This is a genomic window from Agaribacterium haliotis (assembly GCF_002312815.1).
In the GTDB taxonomy this organism is placed as follows: Bacteria; Pseudomonadota; Gammaproteobacteria; order Pseudomonadales; family Cellvibrionaceae; genus Agaribacterium; species Agaribacterium haliotis.
Map to the genome: position 1 here is coordinate 1 of NZ_NKQJ01000019.1, position 16,012 is coordinate 16,012.

The following is a 16,012-nucleotide window of genomic DNA, read 5'->3' on the forward strand; positions in this document are numbered from 1 at the left end:
AGTTTGGTTTGCTCCAAATAAGCGACAAACAACACAGAGAGCGGGATGAGGGGCACAACCCGAAGGGCTGGGCCTGAATATCCGCCCCGATGCGTTACTTATCGCTTATTTAGCTCGCTAAACTGCGCTCAAAGTGCCTTTCAGGTCGAATACTCAGGCTCCAGCAGAGCGTATTTAATTAGTGTTAACAGGCCCTAGCAACTACTGATTTAGCCGCGCCTTTAGTTCGGCAGCGAAACGATCGCTGGCCCCGGGCCCACACTGGTAGGGCAGGCTCCACCACGACTCGCCATTGATGTTCTGGCTTTTAGTGATGCATTTCCCCGCGTGCTGCACAACGAGTGCGCCGTCGCCGAGCACTTGGTAGTTGCTATCCTCTGTACTGGCGCTGGCAGTGTGCGGGGAGCTGTGTTGAAGTCGCTCGTATCGGGCTTGCCCGGCGGCGGTTAATTTTTCTCGAAGGCGGGGGTCAAAAACGGAGCGCTGTGTTGCGGTTTCGCTATTTTGTTTGCTGTTGTTTAGCTGCAAAAATCGATTGTGTTGCTGCGGGCGTTTTTGTCGCAGTGAGTGCGTAAGTTTCTGAGAGTGTTCTTGTTGCAGGGCTTCTTCTGGGTCTTGCAGGTTTTTATCTGATGCAGGTTTTTTACCTGAGTTTAGCTGAGCCCCTGTTGTCGATATCCGCCTATCTATCCGGCTTGTTGTTTGCTCTGCTTTTGTTTTCTCGGCTTTTGTTGTCGATGTTGGCTTTTTAAACGGCGCCGGGGTTTCGGGGGAGCTAACCGCGGTGCTAGTGGTGGAAATAGCCGTAGGCTTATTTGCAGTAACGCTGCGCTGGGCACGGGTTTCGGCCAGCGTTAAAACAAGGCGGTGCTTTGTGTTTGGCATGGTGTTTGGCTTGTTTAAGGCAAGCTGCGCATCATACGCGGAGTTATCCAGGTGTTTTGTAGCAAGTGTTGGCTCAATTGCGCAAAACGCGCCAATGTGAAATAGCGCCGATACCAGCAGAGCTATAAACAGCCGTTTGCGCCGGCGCAGCTGCTCGGCATTGTCGCTGTTATCTATCGCATGCACGTGCTTATCCCTGCAGTGTGACTAATCGCCGATGTATGAGGCTGTTTAATAATGAGTGTTCAGACTAAGGCGCGCCGTTGAAGTTCCTCGCTGTCATATTTGTTAAGCTGCTAATGAGCTATCTTCTAACTATCAACGGCTAAACGGCCAAGTTTTAGCTGGCAATTTTTTGCAACAAGAATTGACGGCGACAAATCCAAGGAGAATGTCTATGAGTGGTGGCGAGAGTAAAACAGGCGATGCGCACGGCGATGGAAAGCTTGCCGAACTGTATGAAAAACTGTCGGATAAAACCAAAGAGTTTTACGCAGAGTCGAGTGAAAAAAGCCTCGCTGCACTCGAAACTGCGCTGGAAAAAGCGCGAGTAGGCCTGGAAAAAGCCGGCGAGCTTAGCCGCCAGGAAGGGCAGAAGTTAAAGTTGTTTGTGCGGCGCGACCTTGAACAGGCCGCGGCAAAAATGAAAGGCCTCGGTGCGCAGACCCGGGATCAGGTTGTTGAACCTGCGATCAACAAAGCTGAAGAGGGCTTTTTCAGTTTAACCCACCACCTTGCGCACAACGCCAGTGAAGCCTTTGCCCGCCTGGCCGACTGGGCCGATACCAGCAGTGTCTACCACACCGGGCAGGTGACGTCGGCAGGCACCTTGCGCTGCTTAAGCTGTGGCAAAGAGATGCAGTTCAAAAAAACGGCCAATATTCCGCCGTGCCCGAGCTGCCATAAAACGGATTTTGAACGCGCGCACTGAGTCGGCGCTTAGTCATCTTTTTCGCCCGCGGTGCCTGTCGCCGCGGCTTTGCCCCTGCCATTTCCCCCGGTGTTTATAGCTTGTTATCGCAGTTGCGCGACTTTTCTGTCATCAAACTTTTATTTGACAGACTAGTTGGTCTGTAGTTCAATCTGCATCCAGACCAACTGGTCGGTATGTGTTTTGACATCGATGTCAGGCACAGGCGCCGTCTGGCTCGTTTTTCACCCAACCACTTCAGCTTACTGAGATTAAGGAGAAACTCTGATGGTGACGCGTTACGCTGAGCTCATCCTCCGTTATCGCTGGTTTGTTGTTGCGCTGACTTTTGTTGCCGTATTTATGGCGGCCAAAGGCGCAGGCAATCTTGCGTTTACTAACGACTACCGCGCTTTTTTTGCCGAGGAAAATCCTCAGCTACAAGCGTTTGAAAAACTGCAAAACACCTACGATAAGAGCGATAACGTTATGTTTTTGCTCACCCCGAAAGAGGGCACGGTGTTTGAGCCTCGCACGCTCGAGGCCATCGCCTGGCTGACAGAAGAAGCTTGGCAAACCCCCTATAGTAATCGTGTTGATTCGATTACAAACTTCCAGCATACGCGCGCCTTTGAAGACGATCTTGAAGTTGCAGATTTGATCGAAGACCCGATGAGTTTTAGCGCCGCCGACCTGGCTTATGCCGAAGGCATTGCCCAGAACGAGCCGCAAATTAAAGGCCGCTTGTTAAGCGCCGACAGCGAAGTGACCGGCATCAACGTCAATATCCAGTTGCCCGGCAAGGCGCTGACAGAGGTACCGGAAGTTGCGCAGTTTGTGCGTGCCTTAAAGGCTGAGTTTAATCAGTTGTATCCCGATATCGATGTCAAATTAAGCGGCATCGTGATGATGAACAACGCCTTTGGTGAGAGTGCCCAGCGCGACATGGCGACGTTGATCCCGCTGATGTTTTTAATTGTGATTGTCACCCTCGCTTTTATGCTCTGGAACATTAGTCGCAGCTTCACCAGCCTCAGTGCCACCGTTGCCTCTGTGCTGGTTATTTTTATGTCGATCTTAAGTGCGATGGGCGCTTTTGGTTGGAGCGGTGGTTTGTTAACGGGCATGACCGTCAGTGCGCCAACGATTATCTTGACCATGTGTGTTGCCGACTGTGTGCACCTGTTGATCAGTTTTTTCTGGGGTATGCGCCACGGCAAAAGTAAACACGAAGCAATGGTCGAAGCGATGCGCATCAATATGATGCCGATCTTTATTACCTCAGTAACCACGGCGATTGGCTTTTTGAGCATGAACTTCAGTGAAGTGCCGCCAATTGGTGAACTCGGCAACATTGTTGCGATTGGTGTGATGGTCGCATTTGTTTTGAGTGTCAGCTTTCTGCCTGCGCTGGTAATGATTCTGCCCGTTAAAGTTAAAGCCATTGCCGACGATCAGAAAAAGGCCGAGTGGCCAGACAAACTTGCAGCTTTTGTTATCAACCACCGTAAAAGCCTGCTTGCCGGCGGTGTTGTGGTCACGGTGTTGTTCCTGGCAGCCATTCCTCGCAACGAGATCAACGATGAGTTTGTTAAGTACTTTGACAAGAGCATGGATTTTCGCACGGCAACCGATTACGCCTCCGATCGTTTAATTGGCCCCTATACCATTGAATATTCGCTGCAGGCCAATTCCGATCGCGGCCTTGAAGGCGCAATTAGCGAGCCGGCGTTCCTGGCCAAAGTTGATCAGTTTGTCGATCACTTAGAGGGCTATGACGAGGTCAGTCATGTTTTTACTCTGACGGACACGATGAAGCGCTTAAACAAAAACATGCATGGCGACGATGACAGCTGGTACCGGCTTCCCAATGATAGAGAGCTCGCCGCGCAATATCTGTTGCTTTACGAAATGTCTTTGCCTTACGGTTTGGATCTAAACAACCAGATCGATGTTAGCAAAAGTGCAACGCGCGTCACCGTGAATATGGACAACCTGAGCACAAACGAAGTACTTGCGCTCGAGAAGGCCTGGGCAGCGTGGTTACACAAAAATGCCCCTGAAATTGAGTTTCAGGCAGCCAGCACCAACTTAATGTTTGCCCATATCGGCTATCGCAATGCACATTCACTTGTTACTGGTACCATTATTGCCCTGTTTGCGATTTCGATGATCATGGTATTTGCGCTGCGCTCGCTGAAGCTGGGTTTTATTAGCCTTATTCCCAACTTGATTCCAGCTGGCCTTGCCTTTGGTGTCTGGGGCTTGATCGATGGCCAAGTGGGCATGAGTGTCAGCATTGTTGCCGGCATGACCTTAGGTATTGTGGTGGACGATAGTGTGCACTTTTTGAGCAAATATTTAAGGGCGAGAAGAGAAAAGGGCCTGGATTCGCAACAAGCGATACAATATGCCTTTAGCCATGTGGGTAAGGCGCTGTTGGTCACCACCGTGGTACTGGTTGCAGGCTTTATGATGCTGACTTTGTCGACCTTTAAAATTAATTCGGATATGGGGCTGCTTACGGCCATTACCATCACCGCCGCGCTGATTGTCGACTTTTTGTTACTGCCACCGCTGTTGATGCTGTTTTCGTCCGACAAAAAACAAGCCGATGCCGTTGACCCTTTGCCGGGTCAGGCAACTGCATCCTAAGTTAACAAGGAAATACAATGAAATTGAAGATGTTTGTAAATGCCGCGCTGTTTGCGGGCCTTGCCTTAAATCAAGCGTGGGCCGCTGCACCGGCCGACGTATCACCTGAGGCCGCTGCGCGCGGCCTTGAGATCGCCAAAGAAGTCGTGCGCCGCGATGATGGCTGGGGCGATAGCAAGGTCAGCATGCAGATGATTTTGACCAATAAACACGGCGATACCAGCGAGCGCCAGATTCGCCTGCAGTCGCTTGAAGTCGATGGTGACGGCGACAAAAGCCTGAGTATCTTTGACGAACCGCGCGATGTAAAAGGCACTGCATTTTTGTCGTTTACCCACGCTACGGTACCGGATGAGCAGTGGTTATACCTGCCGGCGCTCAAGCGTGTTAAACGCATATCATCGGCCAACAAAAGTGGCCCATTTATGGGTAGTGAGTACGCCTTTGAAGATTTGACGTCGTTTGAAGTTGAAAAGTACGACTACGAATTTTTGCGTGAAGACACCTACGACGGCCAGGATGTTTTTGTTATCCGTACCTTTCCCCGCTATCCAAAGTCGGGTTATACCAAACTTGAAGTGGTGATTGATCAGGCCGAGTACCGCACCTTAAAAATTGACTTTTACGACCGCAAAGGGGATTTGTTAAAAACCCTTGAGAACAAGGCGTACAAGCAATATCTCGACAAGTATTGGCGCGCGCACAACGCTTTGATGGTCAACCATCAAAGCGGCAAAAAAACCGAGCTTATATGGTCTGGCTACGATTTTCAGACGGGTTTAAGTGATAAAGATTTTAATAAAAACAGCTTAAAACGCGCTAAATAATCGCAGTTAGAACTGGAGTTGGTCGATGGTAGAACGCAATGCCGAACAAACGCGCGAACGTATCTTGCAAGCGGCGTTTGAAGAAATATATCAAAACGGTTATCAAGGAATGAGGATAGATGCTGTTTTAAAAAAAACAGGCTTGGCAAAAGGAGCGTTGTACCATCATTTCCCTAACAAACAGAGCCTCGGTTACGCCGTAGTCGACGAACTTTTGTTTGCGCGCACCAAGGAAATCGGTAAGCGTCTGCAGTCGTTTGCCGACCCGATTGAAGGTTTGTGCTGTATTTTACAAGACTTTAGCAGTTGCCTATCCGATGAAGAGTTAGTACTCGGTTGCCCGGTTAATAATTTGTCACAGGAGATGTCCGGGCTCGATGAAGGTTTTCAAGAGCGCCTTAGCAATATTTACAGTGAAAAGTGCCGGGCGATTGTCTGCGCACTTGAAAAAGGCAAAACCGAGGCCCTGGTCCGCGAAGATGTCGTCTGTGAAAACGCCGCATGTTTTATTATTGCGTCGTATCAGGGGCTTATCGGCGCGACCAAGTGCACAGGTAATCGCGGCATGTTGACGGCGTTAATCAGTGAGCTGTGCAGCTATATTGGCAGCCTTAGGCCTTAATCTGGATAAATACGGAATTAAACGTGAAAAAACTTAGCCTTCTACTGGGCCTGCTAAGTGCAGGCTCATTGGCTCACGCAATGCAGTACTCAGGCCGGGTCGGTCTTGAGACGCGTTTCTTTACTGACGACAGTGAGTATCAAAACTCGGTATTGGCTGAACCTGAGTTTTACTGGGAAGATGCCAGTGGCGATAATAATTTTACCGTCGAGTTGTTTGGCCGCTGGGATGAGCTTGACGACGAGCGCACACATTTTGATGTGCGCGAAGCGGCCTGGCTTCATGTTGGCAGCACCTGGGAGATGCGCCTTGGTGTGTCCAAGGTTTTTTGGGGGGTGACCGAAAGCAATCACCTGGTTGATGTTGTCAATCAGACGGACTTAGTTGAAAGCCCGGACGGAGAGCAAAAGCTCGGTCAGCCGATGCTGCAGTACACGGCTATTCGCGACTGGGGTGTCATCGATGCATTTGTTTTACCGTGGTTTCGCGAGCGAACGTTTCCCGGCCCCGATGGCCGCCTAAATGGTTTGTTGCCGATTAACGCCGATGAAGCGAGCTATGAAAGTGATCAGGAGCAGCAGCACCTTGATTTTGCGCTGCGCTACAGTCAGAGCATCAGTGTCTTTGATATTGGTTTAAGCTGGTTTAAAGGCACCAATCGCGACCCTCATTTAGTTGCCTACAGTGAAGCAAACACGCCGCTTGAACTCAGGCCCTATTACGATCAGATGCAGCAACTTGGCATTGACGTTCAGGCGACTACCGGCGACTGGCTGTGGAAGTTAGAAGCTATAGCACGCGATGATAGCGTGCGCGACTACGGTGCTTTTACTGCGGGCTTTGAATATACCTGGGTTGGTTTTGCCGGCTCGGCCATGGATTTGGGCCTGCTCAGTGAAGCCAGCCGCGATAGCCGCAATAATCAAGCGCCGACACCGTCGGAAAAAGACGTATTTTTTGGTACGCGTTTCACCTTTAACGACGCAGCCAGCTCAGATTTATTGCTTGGCTATTCGCGCGGCATCAACGAGCCAAAAAGTTATGCGCTGTTTGCTGAAGGCAGCCGCCGCTTTGGGAACAACTGGCGCACCACACTCGATGCGCGTATTTTTAACGGCGAGCGCCCTGATGACCCGGTCTATCAATTTAATGACGATGACTATATTTCGTTGACGGTTGAGTTTTTCTATTAGCCAGCCGAACTGTTTATTTACAGCTACTATCGTTTTATTTGTAGCTACTCGCGTTGTATAACGCCTACTAATGCATAGGCGCCCGCTTTTAAGTGGGCGTTTTTTTGGTTTTCAGTGTTAGTAGGCCCTAGCGCAAAAGCGCAGCGCTTTTGATCTGAGCTTTTATTTGTTGGCCAATGTGAAGTTTGAGCTTTTCCGCTGACCACGCCGTAATTCTTGCAAGTAGTTGCTGCTCACCCCAGGCCAGTTTTAATAAAACAATCGACTCGGGTTTGCTTGGGCATATATCGATAATTTCAGCGTAAATATGATTGCTGATGCTGCTGTCGTTTTCGTGTGCTTGCGGTTCATTATCGAGCAGTTCAATGCTGACGTCGCGCGCCATCACCCGCAAGCGCAATTTGCTGCCCGGGGCTTTATCTATCTGGTTTAGGCTCAGCCGAGCGCCGTCGACGTCGATGCAGCTTAAATGGTACTCGGGGCTGTGTGTGTGTAGTGTGCCTTGCAGCAGGGCACTGGCGTCATCGTCGTGATTAAAATACAGCGAGGTATCACACAAGACTTCATTGCAGGGGCCCTGTGCGATAATTTGGCCGCTGTTCATCACTAACAGTTCGTCAGCCAGGCGCAGGACTTCATCTGCACTGTGGCTGACGTACAGCACGGGGATAGACAAGGTGTCTAAAATCGCCTCGAGGCAGCCGATCAGTTGGCTTTTGCTGCTTTTATCGAGCGCTGAAAACGGCTCGTCTAAGAGCAAAAGCTCAGGCTCACAGAGCAGGGCACGGGCGAGCATGCAGCGCTGAATCTGGCCGCCGCTTAGCTCTGCCGGACGGTGCTCAAGCAGATTTTGTATGCCGCACAGCTCGCTTACCTGCTCGACACTTAAACGCGCTTGCTGCTGATAGCGATGGGCAAAATGCAGGTTGGCGCGAACGTTCATATGCGGCAGTAAGGTGTTGTGTTGACTGACATAGGCGAGCTTGCGCTTGTGCGTTGGCAGCTGAGACTTGCCTTTTTGCCAAATAGTTGGGCCAAGCGCGATATCGCTTTGTGCGCTTTGTTCCAAACCGGCAATGATACGCAGCAGTGAAGTTTTACCGCAGCCACTTGGGCCAAATATGGCGTGTACTGCTGGGCGAAACTCGGTGTTGATATCGAGCTTAAAATCGCCGCGTTGAAGCTGGCTTTTAACAACAAGCGTATGCGTGCTTTTATCCATATGCGGCTAATTAATCTCTCTTGTTTCGGCTGAGCGCTTTAAGGCAGCTTCGCTAACAGTTTTTAAAGGCTGCCCATTTTGTGAGCTTTGCGGCCATTGGACAGGTACAACAAACTCAAAATTAGCAGAGAAAAGACCAGCATCAGTGTCGATAGCAGCGCCGCCTGGGTGTATTCAAGCGCTTCGACATGATCGTAAATAGCGATGCTTAACACCCGCGTCTCACTATCTATATTGCCACCTATCATCAATACCACACCAAACTCACCCATGGTGTGGGCAAAACTGAGTATCAGCGCACTGTAAATGCCGTTGCGGGCCAGGGGTAATACGATATAAATAAAACGCTGCACTGCGTTGGCGCCCATGCACGCGGCAGCCTCGAGATAGGCTTTGTTGACTTGGCTAAAGGCACTTTGCAAAGGTTGCAGCGCAAATGGCAGTGAATACACCATGGAAGCAAGTACCAGACCGCGAAAACTAAAGCTGAGCGGTTCGAGACCGAGCGCTGCATTTAACTGCCCGAGCCAGCCACCGGGGCTCATTAACAGCAGTAGATAAAAACCGATGACCGTCGGCGGCAGCACCAGAGGCAGTGCGCACAAAGCGTTAATCAACGCCTGGCGAGTGGGTTTTTGCTGTACCAGCCACCACGCCAGAGGAATACATATAACAAGTAACAGCATGCTGGTGAGCGCTGCGAGCTTAATGGAAAGATAAAGTGGCTGAAGGTCAACGGCGTGCATTAATAAATATCCGATAAATAACCACAGTTGCGAACGATTTGCTGAGCCTGTTTTTGTTTTAAGAAACGAAAAAAATCATTCGATGTGTTGTTGGCCCAGGCCTTAATTTCGATCGCCTGTTGTTGTATCGCGCTGTGTAAGTCGGCGGGGACGAGCCAGTATTGGCCGCGCTGCTCGCTGTCGAGTTCCAACCACTGAGCATAGGCAATAAAACCCATGTCGGCTGCGCCGGACGCGACAAACTGCAAACTTTGAGCGACGTTTTGGCCAAAGACAAGTTTGTCTTGTAGCTCGCCGTAAAGTCCGAGCTGTTTTAAGCTTTGCTCTGCGGCAAGGCCGTAGGGTGCGTGTTTGGGGTTGGCCAGGCTCAGGCGCTTAATAGCATGTGTGCCGTGTTCTTTTAACCACGCAGGCCCCGGTTTTTGTTCGAGCTTAGGGGCCCAGAGTACAAGCTGGCCTACGGCGTAAATAAAACCATTTTGTGCATCGGCGAGATCGCGCTGAATTAATTGCTGCGCGCGCTTTTGATCGGCAGATAAAAAAATGGCAAACGGTGCTCCGCGGCTAATCATTGCAGCAAGCTGGCCACTAGAGGCATAACTGGCTTTAATTTGTTGTGGCGCTAAGTTGTGTTGTTGAGAATAAGCCTCGGCAAGCTTTTCGTAACAGGCCTTAAAATTTGAAGCCACGGCAATATTAAAATCAGAACCGTTTGTTAAGGGCCCGTTGTTATTTGTATTGTTTTGTTGATCGTTATCTTTGGCCAAGCTTGTTGTGCTTAAAATACTAAATACAAAGAGACTGACTATCGTAGATGCACGCTGTGATATATAGCTTGATACATACGTCGATACAGATCTGGCAAGGCCGGTCAGCCAGCTAATAGCGTGGGCCCGAATAAAAACCATAGATGTCGGCATTCTCGTCAAGGTGTTTAATCCTAAAATAAGCCCGCTTCAGTGTTGACTTCAAGTACTGGCTTCAAACGCTGGGCTCAGCTACCAGGCGCTTGGCCTAGGTGCCACAAAAAGTTCGGTAGTGTTGATCAAAATCGGCCTTGCTTTGCAGCAGCTCACACTGATCAGCCTGTTTATCATACGGCCGTTGCCAGGCGCTTAGATAGTCTTGTATCAAGTTTAAGCCTTGCGTTTTTGTCGTTTGATTCAGCGTTTGTTCGATTGCCTGCTCAACAAAATAATTGCGCGGAATCAGTTCGGGATTGTTGGCCCGCATCAACGCCACAGCGCTGTCGTGCTTGTGTTCTTCTTTGCCGGGCTCAGAGCCCTGTTGTCGAGCCAGTTGCCGCTCGCCACATTCTTGTAAGTTGCTACCGTGAAGGCCTAACCAATCGTGCAGGGAGTCGGAAAAATAATGCTCAAGCTGATCTTGTGCCTTGGGGTCGAGTTCGCCGGCTAACAATTTAGTGAGCTGGCGAAAGCTCAGTGTGTAATCGAGCTCGTGTTTGGCCATCGCTGCGAGCATGGTATCGATCAGGCTTCGAAGCTCAGCGGGGTTATTTTGTTGGCCAGCGCTGATATCACTAAAGCCAAATTTATTGGCGAGCATCGTGTAATACGCGCTGTCAAAACGCGCCGGAATGCCTTCAATCAGGGGCCTCGCCAAGTCCAGAGCGGCCTCGACGTTCGTGTCTATCAGCGGCAGCAGGCTTTCAGCCAAGCGCGCCATATTCCAATTCATCATTGCCGGCTGTTGAGCAAAAGCGTAGCGGCCCTGTCGGTCAATGGAGCTGTATACGGCGCTCGGGTTAAAGCTGCCTAGCATTGCGCAGGGGCCAAAATCGATGGTTTCACCGGCGATGCTGCAGTTGTCGGTATTCATGACTCCGTGGATAAAACCGATACGCATCCAATGGCAAAGCAGTTGGATCTGTTTGTCGATCACCGCATCGAGCAGGGCAAGTGCGGCCGCGCTGTCGCTATTGCCTGCCTGCTGTTTGACGCCGGCGGCTTGTTCAGGGTAATGGCGTTTGAGCGCGTAGTGAGTCAGTTTGGCAAGCACCGGGTGCTGCTCGGTTGCGGCGAACCACTGAAACGTGCCGACACGCAAGTGGCTCTGGGCGACGCGACAGACAATGGCGCCGCCTGTGGGGCCATCGCGCTCGACAGTTGCACCTGTGCTAACAACGCCAAGACTGCGCGCACTTGGCACACCGAGCGCATGCAGTGCTTCGGACATCAGATACTCACGCAGAGCCGGGCCGAGCGCACAAAAACCATCGCCACCGCGAGAGAAGGGCGTAGGGCCGCTGCCTTTTAATTGCAGGTCGACAAGTGAGCCAGTTGATGTGGGCCACTCTCCGAGCATATGCGCGCGACCGTCGCCGAGGCGCCCGGCAAACTGGCCAAATTGGTGGCCGGCGTAAACCAATGCATAACTCGAGCTATTGGCAAGGCTGGTTTGACCACTTAATAAATCACATTGGAGCTTCGGCTGTTGGCGCAGCGCCTCGGGCAGGTCGATTTCTTGTGCCAGTTTGTTATTCCACAGCAGCAGCTTAGCTTCGGGCCAATCGGCGATGGCGCAGTTTTCAAAAACGGCTTGATCAAGCTCGCGATAACTATGGATAAATTGTTTCATTTGTCGTGGCTCACAGCTGGTTTTGGCAAATAAGTTGGTAAAGCGCCTGGCCGCTGTTTAGGTACTTGCGCTCAAATAAGGTCAGCGGCTCTTGAACGGCCAGCTCATTGAGCTGGGTCTCGCCGGCGCCCAGGTGGCGCCAGCACAGTTCAAATTCTTCAAGGTAGATACGCCAGTTGCTGCGCAACTCGGTTTTTTGTGCGAGTTTGGGCAGCAGCGGAAAGACCGGGTGGCCGTGCCAGCGCCTTTTTAAATGCTCAGTTTTTGGATAGGGGTTGGGATAGAGCAAAAAGTGTTGTTTAAACACAAGCCCTTCGCGCTCGCAAAGGCGCCAGATATCTTCGCAGTTGGCTCGCAATAACAGGCAATTTTCCGGCAGCTCGCCGGCGTTGAGCGATTCGGTATTTAGGCGTTTTAAACTGCGATCAATGCCGATAACCAGAGCACCGGGGTTATTGTTGGCCAGCGCCCTCGAACTTAGGCCCGTGCCGCAGCAGGAGTCCAGAATTAGCTGCTCGTATTTGTTGCTGTTGATGTGTTTTAGCAGTTGTTCAAAGGCCTCGAGGTTGTGGGTTTGTAGTGGTTTTTGATAGGGCGCTGCAAGGTGGCGCTCGAGATCGTCGATCAGGCGCTTGTGTGGCGCCTGTTGTGCGCTGCTGATTTCTTTTGAGGCAAACTGCATGGTAAATACTGGTCTTCGACGGGGCGCTTACTATAGCATGGCTGGATAAGAGACCGGGCTGGGCTTTATTTTGCGCCTTGCTTTGCGCTTTAGGTTCCTTAGCGGCACCTTGCCAAGCCTTTTACGGTCAAGGACAACCGAGTCAAGAACAGTTCAGTCAAGCGCGACTCAGCGAGCATACGCGAATGGTGAATGCAGTTTTCTGAAAGAGAATTTTTGCGAAAGTAATTTTTGAACACAACAACTGAACACAACAACACAAGTACTTTAAAGGAATAAATATGGACATAGGTGTTTTCAGTGTTTGTGCCCGGCGTTTTTTTCTGCGCGCCTTTTTATATGTGAGTGTTTTTTATTCAAATGGGATTTTGGCGGACACGCGCGATGGGCAAGCGGCTTCAGTTAACGCGGCTGAACCTGATGCTCGCGAGCTGATTCAAAAAAGCATGGATCTGTGGCGCGGTAAAACGTCCTACAGTGAGGTGAGCATGACCATTCACCGGCCCGACTGGCAGCGCAGTATGAGCATGCAGGCCTGGACCGAAGGTGAGAAAAACAGTTTGGTGCGTGTCAGTGCCCCGGCGCGCGATGCCGGTAATGCGAGTTTAATTAAAGATCGCGATATGTGGAGCTTTGCGCCGAAAATTAACCGCGTTATCAAAGTGCCGTCGTCGATGATGGCGCAGAGCTGGATGGGCAGTGATTTTTCTAATAAAGATATCAGTCGCAATACGGATATTATCAATCTGTACGATCACAGCTTGGCAGGCCAGTCGAATCAAGACGGGCACCTGGTTTACGAGATTCACTCTGTGCCGCATGAAGCGGCGGCCGTGGTTTGGGGCAAAGAGGTACTGTTTATTCGCGATGACTATGTTTTGCTCGAGCAGCAGTACTGGGATCAGGATGGCAAACTGGTGAAGACGATGAAAACCATCGACTTTATGCAGGCTGACGGGCGCACCATCGCCAAGACCATGCGCATGAATAAAAGTGATGATAAAAACAGCTGGACGCAGATAGAAAACACCAAAGTGCAATTTGATATTGAATTGTCGAGCTCGACCTTCACCTTATCTAACTTGCGCAATCCGAGGCTCTAATGCTTTCGCTGGCCCTTGCCTGGCGCAATTTGTGGCGCCACCGCCGCCGGACCTGGCTGACCGTAGGTTCAATGATATTTTCCAATCTGCTGCTTATTTTTGCGATATCGCTGCAGCTATCGACTTATGAGCAGATGATCAAAAATAGTCTGAGGGCGTTTTCAGCGCCCTTGCAATTGCAAAAAACCGGTTACAACGTCGATCAAAAGATGCGCCTGGCGCTCAATAACGGCAAGCTACTTGTCGCAAGCTTAAGCGAGGCTTTCCCCAAGCTTGCGATTGCGCCGCGCGCGCAGGCCTTTGTGCTTGGCGCCAGCGAAACCCGCAGCTTGGGCATTGCTGTGGCGGGGGTGGACAAAACGGCCGAGACGCGGCTTTCGTCCATTCCGACATCGATGCTTCGCGGCGCTTATTTAACCGGGCGGGCCGGCGAGGTGGTTATTGGAGAGGCGCTGGCGCGCAGTTTACAGATCGACATAGGCGATGAGCTGACCTTGCTCGGTTCGGGTTACGACGGCTCGTTTGCGGCGGCAGTGCAAACGGTTAGCGGTATTTTTCGAACTGGGGTCATTGAGCTCGATAAAAGTGTGGTGCAGATTAATTGGAGCGACTTCGACGCGATTTTTTTTATGGGCGCTCGTGTGCACAGTATTGCACTTGCGCCGGATTCGTTAAACGAGCTTGCTCGTTACCAACAAAGTTTGCAGGCTTTTATTGATACCAGCGATATAAAAACACAAAGCCACAACACAGAGCTTGAGCTGCTCAACTGGCAAGCTCTGCACCCGGAGATTAAACAAAGTATTGAAGCGGATTTTGCCAGTGCCTGGTTTATGTACGCGGTATTAATTGCCCTGGTTGCCTTTAGTGTGCTCAATACCCAGCTGATGTCGGTGCTCGAACGCACGCGTGAGTTTGGCATTATGATGGCTATCGGCTGCTCCAACGGGGTATTGGTTCGCTTGATTGTGATCGAAAACTTTCTACTTGCCGGGCTCGGTTTTGTGTTGGGGCTGGTTGCAGGTGGCGCCTTGGTATTTTATTTCTCTCACGCGGGGCTGGTACTTTCAGGTATGGAAGAGGCGGCTGCACTTTACAATGTGCCGAGCACGCTTTATCCGCAATTAAGCCCGCTGGCGCTTTTGCTCGGTCCCTCGGTGTTGTTGTTATTTTGCCTGTTGGCGAGTTTATATCCGGCGCTGAGGCTGATTCGCCTGCAGCCGATTATGGCGATGAGGGCAAAATAATGGCAGCGCTTGAATCTGGCAGCCCTGGCTCTCAAAGCCCTCAACGCAGCGCTCGTACCGGCACTCACAGTACAAATGGCACATTGTTGGGCATTTCCCTGCAGCTGGCCTGGCGCAATCTGTGGCGCAATAAAAAGCGCAGTTTGATTATGTTGGCGGCCATCAGCTTGGGCGCCTGGGCAATGATTTTTATGCCGTCGCTGATGCGCGGTATGTTAAACGACAGCTTACAGCGCAGTTTCGATGCTCTGCCGGGCCAGGTTCAGGCCCACCAAAAAAATTACCGTTTAGACAGCAGTATTGAATCTAGTTTTTTAGTGCCCGGGGCCGAGCAACAGGCCTTGCTCAGCGAGGCACCGGTAACGCACTGGGTTGCGCGCATTAAGTTGCCCGCAGTGCTAAACAGTGAACGAGAAAGCCGCGCGGTACAGTTGATCGGCTTAAATTACCAGCGAGAAACCCAGCTCGATTTGAAGCTTGTAGCGGGGCACTGGCCGGCCGATAACAGCGAAATGGGCTTGGTGATCGGCAGCAAATTGGCTGAGCGCCTGGAGACCGGGCTCGGCAAGCGAGTCGTGCTGATGTCTCAGGGGGCCGACGGTGAGCTGGCAGAACGCGGTTTTCGTATCGTTGCCCTGTATCGCAGTGAACTCGGGGCCGGCGACGAGCGAGTAATCTATTTGGGTTTAGATGCCGCGCAGCGTTTTTTGAAGATGCCCGGCAAAATCTCCGAACTTGCCTTTTGGGGCGGTGCCGATGCGGATAGTGTTGCAGATAAACACAGCGAGACTGCGCTGCTTAATTATGTGCGCTCGGTACTCGACAAGCAGTTAGAGGTTTTGCCCTGGTACGAACTCGACCCGTATTTAGCGTCGATGATGGGCATGCTCGACGCGATGATTGTTATCTGGATCTTAGTGGTTTTTATCGCCATGGGCTTTGGTTTGGCCAATACCTTGTTGATGGCAATCTTCGAGCGTGTGCGAGAGCTGGGGCTGATGATCGCGCTAGGTATGCCAAGGGCGATGGTGCTGGTGCAGCTTCTATTAGAAAGCCTGTTCATGTTGATGATTGGCTTGGCGGTCGGCAATGCTCTGGCCTTGCTGTGTGTCTTTGCGTTTCGCGATGGCATTGATTTAAGTGCGTTTGCCGATGCGATGGCGATGGCAGGTGTCGGCAGCCGCCTGTACCCGAATTTACAGTTTACAGATGTGGCGCTTGCCAATGTCACCGTGCTGGTGCTGGGTTTGGCTACAAGTCTGTTGCCGGCCTGGCGCGCATCCCACTACGACCCCGTACAAGCGTTGAGTAAGGATTAAATA

General features: G+C 51.2%; 14 protein-coding genes. 8 read left to right on the plus strand and 6 right to left on the minus strand.

The features are described 5' to 3' along the window. Nucleotides 1-201 precede the first annotated feature (201 nt). On the minus strand, nucleotides 202-1,071 hold the full coding sequence (locus CFK45_RS17300; protein ID WP_096087707.1) for a hypothetical protein: 870 nt from the start codon (nucleotides 1,069-1,071) through the stop codon (nucleotides 202-204). Between the two features lie 211 nt (nucleotides 1,072-1,282). On the opposite strand from CFK45_RS17300, the gene CFK45_RS17305 reads away from it, so the two are divergent. The 5 genes from CFK45_RS17305 to CFK45_RS17325 all read left to right on the plus strand — a co-directional run bounded on the left by CFK45_RS17305 (nucleotide 1,283) and on the right by CFK45_RS17325 (nucleotide 7,092). Continuing rightward, nucleotides 1,283-1,816, plus strand: a complete 534-nt coding sequence (locus CFK45_RS17305) for a zinc ribbon-containing protein (RefSeq protein WP_096087708.1) — start codon at nucleotides 1,283-1,285, stop codon at nucleotides 1,814-1,816. 267 nt (nucleotides 1,817-2,083) lie between these two features. After that, on the plus strand, nucleotides 2,084-4,450 hold the full coding sequence (locus tag CFK45_RS17310) for an efflux RND transporter permease subunit (RefSeq protein WP_096087709.1): 2,367 nt from the start codon (nucleotides 2,084-2,086) through the stop codon (nucleotides 4,448-4,450). A 17-nt stretch (nucleotides 4,451-4,467) separates the two neighbouring features. After that, nucleotides 4,468-5,277: an outer membrane lipoprotein-sorting protein gene (locus CFK45_RS17315; protein ID WP_096087710.1), complete on the plus strand. Its 810-nt coding sequence runs from the start codon at nucleotides 4,468-4,470 to the stop codon at nucleotides 5,275-5,277. 25 nt (nucleotides 5,278-5,302) lie between these two features. Continuing rightward, the gene (locus CFK45_RS17320) at nucleotides 5,303-5,899 is read left to right on the plus strand and encodes a TetR/AcrR family transcriptional regulator (protein ID WP_096087711.1); all 597 of its coding nucleotides are present in this window, start codon (nucleotides 5,303-5,305) and stop codon (nucleotides 5,897-5,899) included. Between the two features lie 23 nt (nucleotides 5,900-5,922). Then, nucleotides 5,923-7,092: a hypothetical protein gene (locus CFK45_RS17325; protein ID WP_096087712.1), complete on the plus strand. Its 1,170-nt coding sequence runs from the start codon at nucleotides 5,923-5,925 to the stop codon at nucleotides 7,090-7,092. Nucleotides 7,093-7,219: 127 nt separating this feature from the next. On the opposite strand, the gene modC is transcribed toward CFK45_RS17325, so the two are convergent. The 5 genes from modC to trmB form a co-directional block, all read right to left on the minus strand. Beyond that, nucleotides 7,220-8,314 carry a molybdenum ABC transporter ATP-binding protein gene (gene modC, locus CFK45_RS17330; protein ID WP_096087713.1) on the minus strand — a complete coding sequence of 365 codons (1,095 nt, stop codon included), beginning with the start codon at nucleotides 8,312-8,314 and terminating at the stop codon, nucleotides 7,220-7,222. 62 nt (nucleotides 8,315-8,376) lie between these two features. After that, on the minus strand, nucleotides 8,377-9,060 hold the full coding sequence (gene modB, locus CFK45_RS17335) for a molybdate ABC transporter permease subunit (RefSeq protein WP_096087714.1): 684 nt from the start codon (nucleotides 9,058-9,060) through the stop codon (nucleotides 8,377-8,379). Further along, nucleotides 9,060-9,968 (minus strand): molybdate ABC transporter substrate-binding protein, encoded by a 909-nt coding sequence (modA, locus tag CFK45_RS17340; RefSeq protein ID WP_158224749.1) that lies wholly within the window; start codon nucleotides 9,966-9,968, stop codon nucleotides 9,060-9,062. Before modA ends, modB begins: the two co-directional genes overlap by 1 nt. Nucleotides 9,969-10,074: 106 nt before the next feature. After that, complete coding sequence (locus CFK45_RS17345; RefSeq protein WP_096087716.1) at nucleotides 10,075-11,658, minus strand: protein adenylyltransferase SelO; 1,584 nt, start codon at nucleotides 11,656-11,658, stop codon at nucleotides 10,075-10,077. 10 nt (nucleotides 11,659-11,668) lie between these two features. Continuing rightward, on the minus strand, nucleotides 11,669-12,340 hold the full coding sequence (gene trmB, locus CFK45_RS17350) for a tRNA (guanine(46)-N(7))-methyltransferase TrmB (protein WP_096087717.1): 672 nt from the start codon (nucleotides 12,338-12,340) through the stop codon (nucleotides 11,669-11,671). A 281-nt stretch (nucleotides 12,341-12,621) separates the two neighbouring features. On the opposite strand from trmB, the gene CFK45_RS17355 reads away from it, so the two are divergent. Genes CFK45_RS17355 through CFK45_RS17365 form a run of 3 tightly spaced genes read left to right on the plus strand, consistent with a single transcriptional unit; the run spans nucleotide 12,622 to nucleotide 16,009 of the window. Then, nucleotides 12,622-13,443 (plus strand): outer membrane lipoprotein-sorting protein, encoded by an 822-nt coding sequence (locus CFK45_RS17355; protein WP_096087718.1) that lies wholly within the window; start codon nucleotides 12,622-12,624, stop codon nucleotides 13,441-13,443. After that, nucleotides 13,443-14,690 carry an ABC transporter permease gene (locus CFK45_RS17360; RefSeq protein ID WP_096087719.1) on the plus strand — a complete coding sequence of 416 codons (1,248 nt, stop codon included), beginning with the start codon at nucleotides 13,443-13,445 and terminating at the stop codon, nucleotides 14,688-14,690. The genes CFK45_RS17355 and CFK45_RS17360 overlap by 1 nt, the downstream gene beginning before the upstream one ends. Further along, nucleotides 14,690-16,009: an ABC transporter permease gene (locus CFK45_RS17365; RefSeq protein ID WP_096087720.1), complete on the plus strand. Its 1,320-nt coding sequence runs from the start codon at nucleotides 14,690-14,692 to the stop codon at nucleotides 16,007-16,009. The genes CFK45_RS17360 and CFK45_RS17365 overlap by 1 nt, the downstream gene beginning before the upstream one ends. The last annotated feature ends 3 nt before the right edge of the window (nucleotides 16,010-16,012 follow it).

Excerpts from the sequence above, each read along its gene's own strand:
- CFK45_RS17320 (WP_096087711.1), top strand. The coding sequence starts at position 5,303 with ATGGTAGAACGCAATGCCGAACAAACGCGCGAACGTATCTTGCAAGCG.
- CFK45_RS17310 (WP_096087709.1), top strand. The coding sequence starts at position 2,084 with ATGGTGACGCGTTACGCTGAGCTCATCCTCCGTTATCGCTGGTTTGTT.
- CFK45_RS17365 (WP_096087720.1), top strand. The coding sequence starts at position 14,690 with ATGGCAGCGCTTGAATCTGGCAGCCCTGGCTCTCAAAGCCCTCAACGC.
- modB (WP_096087714.1), bottom strand. The coding sequence starts at position 9,060 with ATGCACGCCGTTGACCTTCAGCCACTTTATCTTTCCATTAAGCTCGCA.
- trmB (WP_096087717.1), bottom strand. The coding sequence starts at position 12,340 with ATGCAGTTTGCCTCAAAAGAAATCAGCAGCGCACAACAGGCGCCACAC.
- CFK45_RS17360 (WP_096087719.1), top strand. The coding sequence starts at position 13,443 with ATGCTTTCGCTGGCCCTTGCCTGGCGCAATTTGTGGCGCCACCGCCGC.
- CFK45_RS17315 (WP_096087710.1), top strand. The coding sequence starts at position 4,468 with ATGAAATTGAAGATGTTTGTAAATGCCGCGCTGTTTGCGGGCCTTGCC.
- CFK45_RS17345 (WP_096087716.1), bottom strand. The coding sequence starts at position 11,658 with ATGAAACAATTTATCCATAGTTATCGCGAGCTTGATCAAGCCGTTTTT.
- CFK45_RS17305 (WP_096087708.1), top strand. The coding sequence starts at position 1,283 with ATGAGTGGTGGCGAGAGTAAAACAGGCGATGCGCACGGCGATGGAAAG.
- modA (WP_158224749.1), bottom strand. The coding sequence starts at position 9,968 with ATGGTTTTTATTCGGGCCCACGCTATTAGCTGGCTGACCGGCCTTGCC.
- CFK45_RS17355 (WP_096087718.1), top strand. The coding sequence starts at position 12,622 with ATGGACATAGGTGTTTTCAGTGTTTGTGCCCGGCGTTTTTTTCTGCGC.
- modC (WP_096087713.1), bottom strand. The coding sequence starts at position 8,314 with ATGGATAAAAGCACGCATACGCTTGTTGTTAAAAGCCAGCTTCAACGC.